Raw genomic sequence first — 14,553 nt, 5'->3', positions numbered from 1 at the left:
TGTACAACGATACGTGGCGCGCTTGCGATGCGTCACAGTGGCTGCTATTGGCACGAAACAGTTGAGCCTGGCGTGACACTCTCCTGATAACAGGCTTCCCCACCTAGCAAACAGCGATTTGAACAGGAGAGAGAACATAGCATATACTACTTGCAAACGCATGTTATGGCACACACCCCTTACCCCGAAGATTCGCGCAGCGAGCTGAGGCTGAAACAACAGGAGCACACGCGCTTTTTCACGATTGGTATGCTAACGGCAGAGCTTTCCATGTTAGGAATACATGAAACATGTTTAGAAAGGGTCCTTATGACAGACCAGCAGCGAGCAAGTGATACCATGAAGCAAGAAGTGAAGAGTCCCTTTGGGGCACGAATAGGCATTGATCCCGAAATTAACACAACCGTTATTTCACTTACCTACACAGATAAAGACGACGCTACCCACAGCATGGAGGTAGGCATTACGCCTGAACTGGGTAGCAATTTGTTTCGCTTTCGCGTTGGAGCACTCGATCTTATCTACTATGAGAGTGAGCTCCTCAAACAAAAACAGTTTATTGGCAACTTTGTGCTCTGGCCTCTCCCCAATCGTGTACGCGACAAGCACTATAGTTATCAGGGAAAAAACTACTCGCTACAGGATGTAAAACGAGTCGAGACAGATAAAGCCCTGGTGCATGGCCTGGTCCTTGATCAGATCTGGCAATATGAGCAGCCCATCATTAAAGCCGATAGCGTTAGCGTCACCACCTACATTGAGCAGACGCCTGAGAGTCCCCACTTTGCGGCCTATCCCTTCCGCAGCCGTCTCTCACTGACCTATACTCTCACCCACCAGGGCATCGACATTACCTATAAAGTAGAGAACAAAGACACGCACGATCTCCCCTTTGGCTTTGCGCTCCACCCTTACTTCCCGATCCTTGACGGCGCACAAGAGACCTACGTTACGCTACCAACGGACGCAGTGATGGAGGCAGATGATGCTCTGCTGCCAACAGGCCGCATCTTCGAGGTGGGGAAACTCATGTACGCCATGTACGATCTGCGCCAGGGTCGTCCAGTCTCGTGTCTGAACCTGGACCATGTCTACACCCAGATCCATTCAGGCGAAGCAGCAATTATAGACTATAAGAAGCGTGGCTTGCAACTACGGATTACCGCCAGTGACGATTTTACGCATATCGTCATCTACGCGCCTCCAGGCGCCTCTTACCTCTGTGTCGAGCATCAGACCTGCTCAACTGATGCCATTAACCTGCACAACCAGGGCGAGCGCGAGCGTCAGATGGCGCATCTGCTTGAGGTTGCTCCTGGACAGAGCTATAGTGGGACACTTCACTATACACCCACCTTTAGCTAAACACTGGGCGATTGAGCCTCCATCCAGAATTTTGCGCCTGCGACGCTCAGAGGAGGCGTGAGGTGCCGGGCGGTCGCCTGGCACCTCACGCCTCTACACCTCCCTTTTTCGATATCCCCTATTGATGCTCTGTTTAGCGTTCCTCAAAGAGAATGGGCAGCGACTTTGCGCCATAGATGAAGGAGCTATGCACCGGCGGGAGCGGCAGATCGTGATTACGCTGCAGAGCATGCATACGCTCAAGCATAATGTTCAGGGCAATCTTTGTTTCCAGGCGTGCCAGCGGCGCCCCAAGACAGAAGTGAATGCCGTGGCCAAAGGAGACATGGCGATTGGGTGTACGCGTAATGTCAAATGTTCCAGGCTCAGGGAACTGTTCAGGATCGTGATTGGCGCACGCGACCCAGCCAATAACGAAATCGCCCGGGCGAATATGTCGATCACGCAGGATAATATCCTGGGTCGCGAAGCGTCCAATCCCTGTCACTGGCGAGCGATAGCGTAGGACTTCCTCAATTGCTGCGGGTATGAAGTCAGGCTCCCGCCGTAACCGATCCATAACTTCGGGATGCTCATCAAAACAGAGGATGGCATTGCCTATCAAGTTGGTCGTCGTAATATTGCCCGCGACCAGCAGGAGCGCACAGAAGCTAAGCAGCTCCTGTTCTGTTAGATACTCACCTTCGATCTGAGCGGCGATCAGCTCGCTAATAAGGTCATGACGCGGCTCACGCCTCCGTTGGGCGATGACCACGCGAAAGTAATCATAAATGGTATCCAGCGTCTTACGGAAGCGCTCACGCGCACGACGCTCATACTCCTCGCGCTCTTCGCTGGCAAACTCGCCATACTCGCCCATCACTAGTTCATCCGACCACTGCTTAAATTGCACACGATCCTCAGATGGAACCCCTAGTAGCTCCGCGATGACGATCACTGGCAAGGGGAAGGAGAGGTCAGCGATCACATCCATTCTGCCACGTTCGATCACATCATCAAGCAAACTCTGGGTAATCTCGGCAATACGTGGAGCAAGCTGAGCAAGCGTACGCGGTGTGAAGGCCTGAGAGACAAGCGAGCGCAACTGGCGATGACGCGGTGGGTCGGTATTGAGCATGCTCTGGAACTCATCAACACTACGTTCTGCGGCATATTTCACGCTATCAGATGAGAATAATTCATGCTGGTTCGCAATCAAATGCACAAGTTCATAGTCAAAGGCTTCCCAGAAACGTGCCGCATTATTATACATTAACGGGCCATGCTTCTCGCGCAAGGCCGTAAAACACGCATGCGGATAGAGAAGTTGATCCTGTAGGGAGCGCGGATCTAGAGAAGTTGCCTGGCGCCCTCTGTCTGTATGCTCCAAAGCGCTCTTTCCTTTCTGCGAACAGAAAACATAATCAGAGTCTGCCACCCCAGTCCACAACATCACAGCATCTATCTGTAGCGTAGCAAATTGCCCCAAATCTCGTAAAAAAACATACGTCATGGTGGTCCAGGTATCATAAATAGAGAGAACAAACCATGCACATACAGCGATCTTTTGAAGCAGTCTCTCATCTTTGCGGCGTCGTTAATGCAGGGAAGCGCTCTCGTAAAGGAGCCTTTTTGTCATGTTACGATCCCAGCTAGACACCATCCCCATGGGCGATATGAAAGATGTGCATCCTGAGTCGGCTGTGCGCGATCTTATCAAGCAAGCCCAGCGGCATGGTCCCATCTTCCAACTCCCCCTGCCCGATGGCACAAGGCGTATCGTTCTCTCTAGCTTTGCCCTCGTTGACGAGGTCTGCAACGATCAGTTTTTTGATAAACGCGTCTCTGTCAATGTTCGCAGCCTGCGTAGCGCTATTGGTAGCGGCCTCTTTTCCGCGGATACCAGTGACTCCAATTGGCGCAAGGCTCACACTATCCTTATGCCCAGTTTCAGCCTTCAGGCCATGCGCAACTACGTACCTATGATGGTCGATGCCGCAGAACAACTGATGGCCAAATGGGAGCACCTTAATCCTGAGGATCTCATTAATGTTCCCGATGATATGACCAGGGTCACTCTGGAGACAATTGGCCTCTGTGGCTTCAGCTACCATTTTCACGCCATCACTCGCGAGCAAATGCATCCATTCGTCGAGGCGATGGTGCATATCCTTAGCACGACCGCAGCAAGAGCGACACGTCCACCTATCGAAGAAAAGCTGCGCTTCCGCCAGCGCAGACAGCTTCAGGCCGACCTTGATCTCCTCTTATCGACCGCCGACCAGCTCGTGAGAGAGCGCAAGATGATGGGGACAGAGGGCCAGAAGTACAATGACTTGCTCAACGCCATGTTGAACGGAGTAGACAAACAAACAGGCGAGAAGCTCGACGATGTCAATATCCGCAATCAGATCATTACCTTCCTGATCGCGGGGCATGAAACGACCAGTGGGCTCCTCTCGTTCGCGACCTACTTCCTCTTACACCATCCAGATGTACTCAATCGCGCCTATGAAGAGGTCGACCGTGTCCTGGGCCGAGACACCAGGAAGACCCCCACATACGAACAGATTCACCAGCTTGTCTATATCAAGCAGATCCTCAAAGAGACGCTTCGCCTCTGCCCAACCGCGCCAATGTTTAATCGCTACCCCTATGAGGAGCGCCTTCTGGCAGGCAAATATCAGCTTCAACCCAGCGACACTATTACCGCGCTGACGCCTATGCTCCACCGTGATCGCAGCATCTGGGGCGACGACGCAGAGATCTTTAATCCCGACCACCATTTCAATCCAGAGGCAGAAAAGCAGCGTCCAGCCAATGCCTACAAGCCCTTTGGCACCGGGCAACGCGCCTGCATCGGACGCGAGTTCGCCCTCCAGGAGGCGACTCTCGTTCTGGGTATGATGCTCCAGCGCTTCTATCCTTACACCACCGGCATCTATCAGCTGAAGATTCGCGAGGCGCTAACCATTAAGCCCGCCGATTTCTATATGCGCGTCAGGCCGCGTACCGATATCGACCACATCATTATTACGCCTCTAGACGAGGATACCGTCAGTGATGCAGAGCCAGTCATGGTCGAGGCCACGCACCCCGAGCCAGAGATACCGCAAAAAATAGCCCAGAGGACGACCCTACTCGCGCTCTATGGCTCAAACACTGGCACAGCCGAGGAGATTGCGCATCGTATCGCGGAGGCTGGCAGCGCCCGTGGCTTTGAGGCCACTGTGGGCGAGCTAGACAACTATGTCGATAAGCTGCCTAAAGAGGGTCTCGTTGTGCTTGTTACCTCGTCCTACAATGGTATGCCTCCCGATAATGCCAGTGCATTTTGCCATTGGCTACAGAGCGGTCTCGCGCCAGATGCCCTTAAAGGAGTGAATTATACCATCTTTGGATGCGGCAACCATGAGTGGACGAGCACCTTCCAGGCCATTCCCAAGTTGCTGGATAGCGCGCTTGAACAGGCAGGGGCCAGGCGTGTCTATCAGCGGGGCGAGGGCGATGCCGCAGGTGATTTCGACGGGCAATTCCGCTCCTGGTACAATGGGCTATGGAACTCGGTCGCCCAGGCCCTCTCGCTCACACCACAGGAAGAGGTCAAACGCGAGTATAGGCCGCGCTATGATATCGAGATCATTCGCCGCCCACATCCCTATCCCTTCATCAACTCCTTTGGGGCGCAACCAATGACGATCCTGGAAAACAGGGAGTTGGTTCAACATCAACCGGATGCACTCAATGGCGACTCTACACGCCATCTCCAGATCTCGCTGCCTCCAAACATGCCCTATCGCACAGGCGACCACCTGGGCGTGCTGGCCAGCAATCCTGAAGAGCAGGTAACACGCATCGCGGACCATTTCCAGTTTGATCGCCAGACGATCATCCAGCTGCACGCCAATGATGAACGCAAGCCCGCCGCCCCAGTTGAGGAGCCCATTTCTGTCTATGATCTGCTTGCCAATTATATCGAACTCCAGGACGTCGCCACACGCACTCATATCGAGCGTATGCTTGAATATACCAGTGATGATAGTGAGCGAGCGCGCCTGGAAATGCTGGTTGGCTCAGGTCCAGAAAGTGAGGCGACCTACAAAAAAGAGGTGCTTGAGCAACGCAAATCGCTCATTGACCTGCTCGAAGAATATCCTTCGTGTACGATGCCGTTCAATGTCTTCCTGGACTGCCTGACACCTTTACGCCCCAGGTATTACTCCATCTCCTCGTCGCCTCTCCTCAAGCCAGACGAATGCAGCCTCTCCGTGGGAATTGTCCAGGGGCCAGCCTGGTCGGGACATGGCACTTTCGAGGGCGTCTGCACCAGCTACCTGCGCAATCAGCACGCTGGTGATATCGTCTATGCTTTTGTGCAGAACACTAATGGTCCCTTCCACCTCCCAGAGGACCCACGCACGCCCATTATTATGATCGCAGCAGGCACCGGGGTATCGCCCTTCCGTGGCTTCTTGCAGGAGCGAGGACGGCAAAAGCAAGCCGGGAAAGAGGTTGGACCAGCCCTGCTCTTCTTTGGCTGCCGCGATCCGCTGCACCTGCTTTATCCAGAGGAGATCAAACGCGGCGAAGACAATGGTATTGTCAAGGTATTCGCGGTCTACTCACGTGTAGCGTCACAACCCAGGGCCTACGTCCAGGATAAGGTGCTGGAACAGCAGGATGCCATCTGGATTCTGCTACAACAGGGGCCGTCACCTATGTGTGTGGCGATACTGCCCGTATGGTTCCCGCCATTGCCGAGAGCTATAAACAGCTCTACCAGGCAAAAACCGGCAAAAGCGGCCAGGAGGCCGATCAGTGGCTACAAGACATGAGTGCCCAGAACCGCTACCTGGTCGACATCTGGGGCACCAGTTAAGGTAAGGTCGCAAGTAGAAGAGGAGCGCTGGGGGCGATGCTATAGCAGCGCCCCCAGCGCTCCTCTTCTACTTACTTTATATCTAGAGGCTCTCTACGAGAGATTTAGCCGTTACGAGTCAGGTGGAAGGCTTCGGCGTAGATATAGCCGTGTGGCTCGCCCAGGGCGCTCGCGCCATCACGCAACATTCGCTCCAGGAACTCCAGGTTATGGCCTACCTGGCTCTCATGTGCGCGCAAGGCATCCAGTTTCGTATCCATGGTCTCAGTAATATCGACATAGTGATTTAAGATCGGCGCGGCGGTAATATAGATCTCTGAGACCTTATGTGGCTTTAGCCCCTCCTCAAATAATTCGGGGAAGTCCCAGGGATTCTGCGCAGCAGGATAGGCCGCCGCCAGAGCGGCCTCACCCGCCGCAAGGTGGTCTGGATGGTAGCGCGGGATAATCATGGTAGGCGCCCAGGAGCGCTCTGGCGACTGGCAGACGAGGCGCGAGGGGCGATACTGCCTGATCAGGCGCACAATCTCGCGACGTAGCTCCAGTGTTGGCTGCAACAGGCCATCAGGATAATCCAGGAAGATAACATCCTTCACACCTAGAATCTGGGCCGCCGCACGCTGTTCCAGTTTGCGTGTCTCCACCGTACGCTGGCGGGCAGCAGGGCTGAGGTCCTCAGCGTCATCGGGACCACCACCACTACAATCGGTGCAAATAACATAATAGACATCCCAGCCGTCGCGCGCCCAATTCGCGACCGTTCCTGCAATGCCAAATTCGGTATCGTCGGCATGCGCCACAACACATAGCGCCACTTTATTGAGTATTTGCTCACTCATTATGTTACAAATTCCTTTGAATCTAACTATCTCTATGCTTAAATTCCAGAGATATTATAATATATTCTTCGCGGCTCGCAGGCGCGAAGACGCTCTTGATAGCAGAAGGGACGCTGCATGTAGCCCACAGGCTCCAGGCAACGCCCCTCTTCATCAGCTCTAGCCTTACGCCAGTAACGTCTGGTTGCGATGCGGACCGACGCCCACGCTATGCAGGGGGACACCAGTCAATTCGGCCAGGCGATCCAGGTAGGCACGCGCATTGTAGGGGAGGCCCGTCAAAGACTGAATGCTGCTGGTCTGCTGCTGCCAGCCAGGAAGTACCTCGTAGACAGGCTCACATGCCTCATGAATTAATGGATCAGGAAGGTCGGTAATCAGCTCACCACGATAACGATAGCCAGTGCAGACGGGAATTTCGGCAAAGGTATCCAGTACATCTAGCTTGGTAATAGCCAGGCCTGTGCACCCATTAAGCTCGGTAACATAGCGTGTGACGACCGAATCAAACCAGCCAATACGTCGGGAGCGGCCCGTGGTCGCGCCAAACTCTCCGCCCAGTTCACGCAGGTGCGCGCCCAGCTCGTCCAGGAGCTCCGTTGGCATGGGACCCGTACCAACCTGAGAGCTATAGGCCTTGGCAACACCAATCACACGATTAATATAGCATGGAGGGATGCCCGCGCCCACCGCGGCTCCGCCAGCCGAGGGCGATGAACTGGTGACAAAGGGATAGGAGCCCCAGTCGATGTCTTTCATGACACTCAACTGGCCTTCGAGCATGATACGCTTCCCATCGTGCAAGGCGGCTCGCATCAAAGGGACCGTGTCTACGATGCGCGCTTTGAGCTGCTCGCCCCAGGTCAGGGCCTCAGCCACCAGTTGCTCCAGGTCAAACGGCTGTTCACCATAGACATTTGTCAACACTGCATTATGCCGGCGCAGGATAATCGCCAGCTTGTCGCGCAACACCTGCTCATGCTGCAAATCGCTGATGCGGATACCGATGCGACCTACTTTATCGGTGTACGCAGGGCCAATACCACGCCCGGTTGTATCTACACGATACGCTCCACGCGCCTGGTCCTCGACTTTGTCCAGCACTTTATGATAAGGCATGACGACGTGTGCTCGATCGGAGATCTTCACATTATCGATATTCACACCCTGAGAGGCGATCTCCTGCAACTCCTCAAGCATCGCGGGCGGATCGATGACGGTGCCGGTACCCAGAATGGAGAGACACTGGGGATTAAAGACACCCGAGGGCACCAGGTGCAGCTTGAATGTTCCGTACTCGTTGATCACGGTATGGCCAGCATTGCCGCCGCCCTGGAAGCGAACGCACATGTTCGCTTCTGTGCTCAGGAGATCAACAATCTTTCCCTTCCCCTCATCCCCCCATTGTGTACCAACTACAACAGTTACCGATGCAGTCATAATCTATTCGTGCTCCTTATCAATTAAAGCATTTCCGTGTTGACTTCTCGCCCGAGTTCGGATGAGAGATGCAGGGTTTGCGCGTCCAATCTGGTGACAGCAACCAGCCGCTCGGCGTCCGCCTGCGGCAGGAGGCGGCGACGTAAATGAACCAGGTGCGTGCCAAAGGCCGTCTCCAGCTCTTGTGAGAACTGCTCATAGATCGCGGCCAGATAGGCTTCATCTCGGATCAACTTCTCCACCACGCGTACCATGGTGCGGTTCTGTGTTACCACTCCGCTTGCCGGGGCATCCAAGGAGGCCACCAGGGCCTCTTGAAAATCGATTGCCAGCGCGACTACATGGCCGCCTACGACCTTTTCAGGAACCTCGTGCCGGTAGATGGTCGCAAAATCCGCGTCCACTTCACCAAAGAGATTCAAAATAATGACACAGCCACGATCACGCGCCGCACGCAAGACGCCCGAGAGACGCTCGACATCCTCAGCCCAGAGGCTGGCCGCGATTCGATGCTGCGCGCCCGCGATCAATTCGGTGAGGCGCGTCTCTATACGCTGGCGCTCCCGCAACTCCCAGAAGTGTCCAATGGTATCAGGCTGCTCCAGTGCTGAGAGCTGCTGCTCCAGGTCGTGACAACGCTGCGCCGTCTCCTGCTGAATGCGCTTGAGCAACTGCGCAGGCGGCACTGAAGCGTAACGCACCGGGTCAGGTGTAACAGCAATCACGCCCTCTTTAGTAACCAGTGTCTCCAACGCCTGGTAGGTATTGGCGCGCGGCAGTCCGGTCCCCTTACTTACTTCATAGCCCGTTGCATTGGGATATTGCAAAAGATAGATGTAGACCTGCGCCTCCGCTCCGGTAAAGCCCAGATACTTTAGCTCTTCAATCATCGCACCCACCGCAGTTCGCTCTCCCTTTCATCTTTAGTAGTAGTAGTAGCAACAACTACTACTATAATCGGTTCCCCGTCGATTTGTCAAGGGGGCACACCGCGAACAAAGCTAGCACGATCTACCGTTCTCTTCTATCGACCCGGCACACGATAAACTTTATCCATGTTGATAGTTAACCTCGACCACACAGAAAAGCCCCTGCCCTGTCTTGAGACAGGGCAGGGGCGCTAGAAGGGTAGGGGAAAAGGCCCTTCGTCTATGGCTCCGTTCCCCAGATGAGCTGGCCTTTATAGTAGGCCGTCACCTTCGTCCAGGCTGTATAACTTGTCGCCTGGCCGTATGAGTAATCATTGTTCTCGTTGTAATTGCTCCAATCGGTCTTGTTGAAGCGGTTCTGAATATCACCAGTGTTAGCGCCAGGGGCAAGCGTTCCCGCGCCCGAGGTAAAGCTAATTTCCAGGTAATAATCGGCGTTTGTACGCACCGGAGAGACGGCTACGAATCTAGCGCTGATATTGGAGCAACTAATCTGGGCATAGTCACACGAGTACGCCTGGGAGACATTGCTATCGCTGGTATACCAGTAGCGAACGGTGATATCGCTCAGATTAATGGTGTTGCTCCCTGTGTTGGCGACCTCCAGTCCCGGCCTGATCTGGTTGTCGGTGGGATTAGAGTCATTATTTTTGTAGTACACCTTTACAGAGGCCGAGCCAGGAGGCGGTGTGGGTGTGGGCGTAGTAGTTGTCGTTGGTGTGGGCGTCGGTGTACCGCCCCCACCAGAGCTCGCATCAAGCGGGAACTCAATCGGCGTAAGATAGGCCTGCTTCGTCTGGTTGACGGTCGTCCAGTCATCATTTAAGATGCCGCCTGTATCGCCGGAATTTGGATTCAAGCACCAGAACGTCCAGTTAATGCCGCTCGCACCTTTGCCCAGGTAGTTGGTCAATGCTGTGAGCCACTGCTGATCCGAGGTAGTCGCTAGCCTCGTACCAAACTCGCCCAGCCAGACGGGGGCAATGTTTTGCTTGATGAGATAGCCCCAATGCGTATCCCAGACACCAGGCAGATTGTTGGGATAGTTTGGAGCGCTAAACCAGGCCTGATTGTAGACACTTGCTGGATAGTCATGCGCGGAGTAGACGAGGCGATTAGCAACATTCAAGGTCACAGGATACTGCGCCGCTCCCTCGAGATTGCCTCCCCACCAGTAGCAGTCGCCACTGGCTTGACCACCCGGTCCAAAGCAGTCAACACCCTCTACAAAGATCAACCAGTTGGAGTTGACCGAGAGGATCGCGTTACCTGCCCGCTCGGCTGCGAGACGCCAATCCACGGTCTGGTCGCCACAGCCCCAACAGGCAGGCGAATGCGGCTCGTTGTGCAGATCTGCACCTATGACCATGGGATTCCCCTTGTAACGCTGGGCCAGCATCTGCCAGTCGGAGATCCAGCGTGATTCAGGATACGCGGAGGTATACCAGAGGGCCGATTGCGCGCCAGAATCTGGGCGATGCTGGTCCAGAATGGTCCGTAAGCCAATCTGGCTGGCATAGGCAATCACCTTGTCCATGATCTGGATACCACTTAAACCCTGTAAGTCGGGATTTTTATTGTAATCGATCCCGTTGGGGGTGCTCCCCGCGTCAAAGAGCTGGTTTGAATAGGGCAGGCGCAGGGTATTATACCCCAAGCCCTTGACCTGATCCAGCATATCCTTGTAGCTACGCGTCCAGAGTCCGTGGGGCGCATAGTTGGCCGTTTCCATGCCAAACCAGTTAATGCCCGCGATACGCACCGGCTGATTATTTGCATCTAAGATCTGTGATCCGTTGGTATGCCAGTAGCCCGTGCCGGCAGCCTGGGCTGTGGTGTGAGTCGTAAATTCCATAGTGAGACACGATATGAGCACTAATAACACAACTACTGGGAGAGTGAAACGTCCCTGTTGCCACCAACTGCGACGTTGGAGCATTTGCGCAGGCATAGACCTCCTCGCTTTCATAGCTTGCTTCCCTGCTTTGGAGATGCAAAATAGTTAACTCTCTTCTTGATATACCTTTTTATTTGGGAAAGAGTCAATTTCGGCGACGTGATTGATAAAAAACTGAATAGAAATCAGCAGGAAATATATCTTTACTCTACATCACAGCCCATTAGAAGAGGAGAGATACGCCTATACAATGTAAAAAAGTCCAAGAACAGACTAAAGAAGGTAGGGTGGCTTACTTGACAGCTATGAACAAATAACATACTGTAAAAGATAAGCGTATCTTCAGTGCTTTGCATCGCTAACGACATAGAGGTCGAAAATGAAGAAAGCAGCTACCCATCCCCTGCGTACCGCACGTACTCGCTACAATCTGACGATTGAACAACTGGCCCAGGAGACGAATATGAGTACAGCCACAATCTGGCGCGCGGAACATAATTATTCCATCAACGCGGAGTCACGTCGGCGTTTATGCACTTATTTTGGCTTGACCTCGCAAGAATTGGGATTGGCCATAACCCCTGAGCGCGGGCAAAAAAAATTACTGACGACCCGAGCCACTTCATCGTCGCCTGCACTAGCTCCTGCACACTTGCATGAGCTAGACCCTACTAACACCTCCCCCGGCACGAGGGGCACGCCACTCACACAACAGCCACGCCCATCGCGACGACACCCTTCCAGGAACAGACAGGGCTCTGGCTCATTCTTGGCGCGAGTCAGCTCTCCTCAGCCTTCGAACAGCAATGGACGCCCGAAACGCTCTTTGAATCACTACACATCGTCTCCCAAAGCCTACGCGGTATGCCCACATCCGTGCGCCTGGCGCTACAACACTATGGTATCGGTTCTCTACATCTCAAGGAGCATATGTCTGCCAGCGAATGTTTCCAATTGCAGGAATCCTTTACACATAGCGTCAACCAGGCCTGGCAATTCTCTCACGCCAGCCGGCCTGAACAGGTTCTTGCCGTTGGTCATGCTCTGCGTATGCTCCTGGACTATATCCATACCTTGCTCTCTCCACGCGTCCACGCCATCTTCTCGGCCTCAATCTACAACCTGATTGGCTCAGCCCTCCATCACCTGGATGCCAGCGAGGCTGAGGAACAAATGTATGCCCGAGCCTATGCCGCGGCCTCCGAGGCGCAAGACCCCTGGCACCAGGCTCAGAGCCGGAACTGGCAGGCGATTGCCGCCAACTTTGCGGGTCGCTACAGTCGCGCTATCCAGTATATCGAGGAGGCCTATCGCCTGATTGAAGAGCAGGAGGGTGAAGAGTTTCTCTGTTCCAAAGCACACTTACTGGCGAACTGGGCATACAACGCGGCTACCCTCCAGGACTATGCCATCGTCCAGGAGAAGCTTGAGATTTCGGGACAAATGCTCAAAGCCCTGACGCCTAATGATGAATTTGACACCGCGACCTGGCATCAAATAGCGGGCAACTGCACATTGATGAATGGACGCTACAACGAGGCCATTACCCATTTCGAACAATCTCTCGCTCAGTTTCCGGAACACTGGCGCTCACGACGCGCCCTGACCCTTATTCCTCTGGCGGAGGCCTATGCCAAAAAGCGCGAGAAAGAGGCCAGCCTGGTGATAGCCCAGGAAGCAGCCTCAGAGGTACATACGCTCTCCTCCAAAATGCTGATGAACCGCCTCCTCGAATACCAACATGTGCTCATCGAGGCCTTCCCCCGCGATCCAGGAGTGCGCAAGTTCATCACCCATGCCGCGCCCACGCGTTAATGGGTGGCCCGCTACAGGCGTACGCGGCTACTCCTCCAGGCCCCCAATAGCCGCGTACGCCTGTAGCGGGTCATGGGTTATTGGACAGCCCGCATATACCTCTGCTATGATACAGCCTGGTTCCTTGTGCAGGAATTTGGGAGGCATCATATCACTATGCAAGACACACATTTCATCGATAAATTAGCCCTTATCTATCTACAGGATGGAAAGCTCCTGGTGACACGCTCACAGGGGAAAGATATGTACTATCTGCCTGGCGGCAAGCGCGAGGCAGGGGAGAGCGATTATGCCGCACTCAGCCGCGAGGTACTAGAGGAACTGAATGTCTCGCTTGAGCCTGGGACAGAACACTACTTCGGCACCTTTGAGGCGCAGGCACACGGGAAAGCCGCCGGGACCCTCGTGCGCACAACCTGCTATAGCGCGAAGATCCAGGGAGAACCCCAGGCCAGTAGCGAGATCGAGGAAATTGCCTTTGTGGCATACACCGACCGCGCACGCTGCTCTACCGTGCTCCAACTCGTCCTCGACGACCTCCACGCCAAAGACCTGCTCGCCTAACACCCAACGCCAATCTAAAGAATATGGAGCATACTGGCAGTATGCTCCATATTCTTTAGATTTATAAATTTTATGCTGGGCGCACAATCACATTACGCGCATGCAGATATGCCTTCGCGTCGCGTACGCGATACTCGCCAAAGTGGAAGATAGAGGCAGCCAGGACGGCATCGGCCTCCCCTTCCGTTAAACCAGCATAGAGGTGCTCTAGCGTACCTACGCCGCCCGAGGCGATTACCGGAACGCTCACCGCGCTCGCGATCTTACGTGTCAATGCCAAATCATACCCCTGCTTGGTACCATCGCGATCCATACTTGTCAGCAAGATCTCGCCCGCGCCAAGCTCGACGCCATACTGCGCCCACTCCAGGGCATCCTTCCCGGTTGGCGTGCGCCCACCATGTACAAAGACCTCGTAGCCGCTGGGCATAGCGGAATTGGCACGCGCATCAATCGCCAGCACAATACACTGCGCGCCAAACTGCTCCGCTCCCGCGCGCAAAAGCTCAGGCTGCTGGACCGCGGCGGTGTTCAGCGAGGTCTTGTCGGCGCCGGCTCCCAGCGTGGCGCGGATATCTTCCACCGTGCGGATACCTCCACCCACGGTGACCGGAATAAAAACCTGCTCGGCGGTACGCCGCACCACATCGAGCATGGTCGCGCGTTGCTCATAGGAGGCGGTGATATCGAGGAAGACCACCTCGTCGGCCCCCTCGTCGTTATAGAAGGTCGCCAGGGCTACGGGATCGCCCGCGTCACGCAGGTTGATAAAGTTCACGCCTTTGACGACACGACCATTGGCGACGTCGAGGCAGGGAATAATACGCTTGGTCAACATAGCCTTTG

At 54.5% G+C, this 14,553-nt stretch carries 10 protein-coding genes; 4 read left to right on the top strand and 6 right to left on the bottom strand.

Annotated elements, in window-relative coordinates:
• Positions 1-309 precede the first annotated feature (309 nt).
• A complete protein-coding gene (locus tag JMJ04_RS19840; protein WP_201372156.1) occupies positions 310-1,365 on the top strand; it encodes an aldose 1-epimerase in 1,056 nt (351 codons plus the stop codon).
• A gap of 133 nt (positions 1,366-1,498) precedes the next feature.
• Here the strand turns inward: JMJ04_RS19840 and JMJ04_RS19835 are convergent, their stop codons facing one another.
• Positions 1,499-2,734, bottom strand: coding sequence for a cytochrome P450 (locus JMJ04_RS19835; RefSeq protein WP_201372155.1), 1,236 nt, complete (start codon positions 2,732-2,734; stop codon positions 1,499-1,501).
• 247 nt (positions 2,735-2,981) lie between these two features.
• Here JMJ04_RS19835 and JMJ04_RS19830 point away from each other — a divergent pair, with 247 nt between their 5' ends.
• Positions 2,982-6,179 (top strand): bifunctional cytochrome P450/NADPH--P450 reductase, encoded by a 3,198-nt coding sequence (locus JMJ04_RS19830; RefSeq protein ID WP_201372154.1) that lies wholly within the window; start codon positions 2,982-2,984, stop codon positions 6,177-6,179.
• Positions 6,180-6,327: 148 nt separating this feature from the next.
• Here JMJ04_RS19830 and JMJ04_RS19825 read toward each other — a convergent pair whose 3' ends face one another.
• From JMJ04_RS19825 to JMJ04_RS19810, 4 genes are all read right to left on the bottom strand, one after another.
• Positions 6,328-7,062, bottom strand: a complete 735-nt coding sequence (locus JMJ04_RS19825; RefSeq protein WP_201372153.1) for a PIG-L deacetylase family protein — start codon at positions 7,060-7,062, stop codon at positions 6,328-6,330.
• Between the two features lie 165 nt (positions 7,063-7,227).
• Positions 7,228-8,502 (bottom strand): adenylosuccinate synthase, encoded by a 1,275-nt coding sequence (locus JMJ04_RS19820; RefSeq protein ID WP_201372152.1) that lies wholly within the window; start codon positions 8,500-8,502, stop codon positions 7,228-7,230.
• Between the two features lie 23 nt (positions 8,503-8,525).
• Positions 8,526-9,392 (bottom strand): TrmB family transcriptional regulator, encoded by an 867-nt coding sequence (locus tag JMJ04_RS19815; protein WP_236038184.1) that lies wholly within the window; start codon positions 9,390-9,392, stop codon positions 8,526-8,528.
• 259 nt (positions 9,393-9,651) lie between these two features.
• Positions 9,652-11,382 carry a cellulase family glycosylhydrolase gene (locus tag JMJ04_RS19810; protein WP_201372150.1) on the bottom strand — a complete coding sequence of 577 codons (1,731 nt, stop codon included), beginning with the start codon at positions 11,380-11,382 and terminating at the stop codon, positions 9,652-9,654.
• A gap of 810 nt (positions 11,383-12,192) precedes the next feature.
• Between JMJ04_RS19810 and JMJ04_RS19805 the strand changes: the two genes are divergently transcribed.
• Entirely contained in the window at positions 12,193-13,143 is a 951-nt protein-coding gene (locus JMJ04_RS19805) for a tetratricopeptide repeat protein (protein WP_201372149.1), read from the top strand.
• Positions 13,144-13,299: 156 nt separating this feature from the next.
• Positions 13,300-13,707, top strand: coding sequence for an NUDIX hydrolase (locus JMJ04_RS19800; protein WP_201372148.1), 408 nt, complete (start codon positions 13,300-13,302; stop codon positions 13,705-13,707).
• Between the two features lie 70 nt (positions 13,708-13,777).
• Here the strand turns inward: JMJ04_RS19800 and hisF are convergent, their stop codons facing one another.
• Complete coding sequence (gene hisF, locus JMJ04_RS19795) at positions 13,778-14,545, bottom strand: imidazole glycerol phosphate synthase subunit HisF (protein WP_201372147.1); 768 nt, start codon at positions 14,543-14,545, stop codon at positions 13,778-13,780.
• Positions 14,546-14,553 lie beyond the last annotated feature (8 nt).

Origin of the sequence: Ktedonobacter robiniae (assembly GCF_016587375.1) — a bacterium.
GTDB classification, from domain to species: Bacteria; Chloroflexota; Ktedonobacteria; order Ktedonobacterales; family Ktedonobacteraceae; genus Ktedonobacter; species Ktedonobacter robiniae.
Note: the sequence above shows the minus strand (reverse complement) of the source record. Positions and strands in the feature narration are given on the sequence as shown.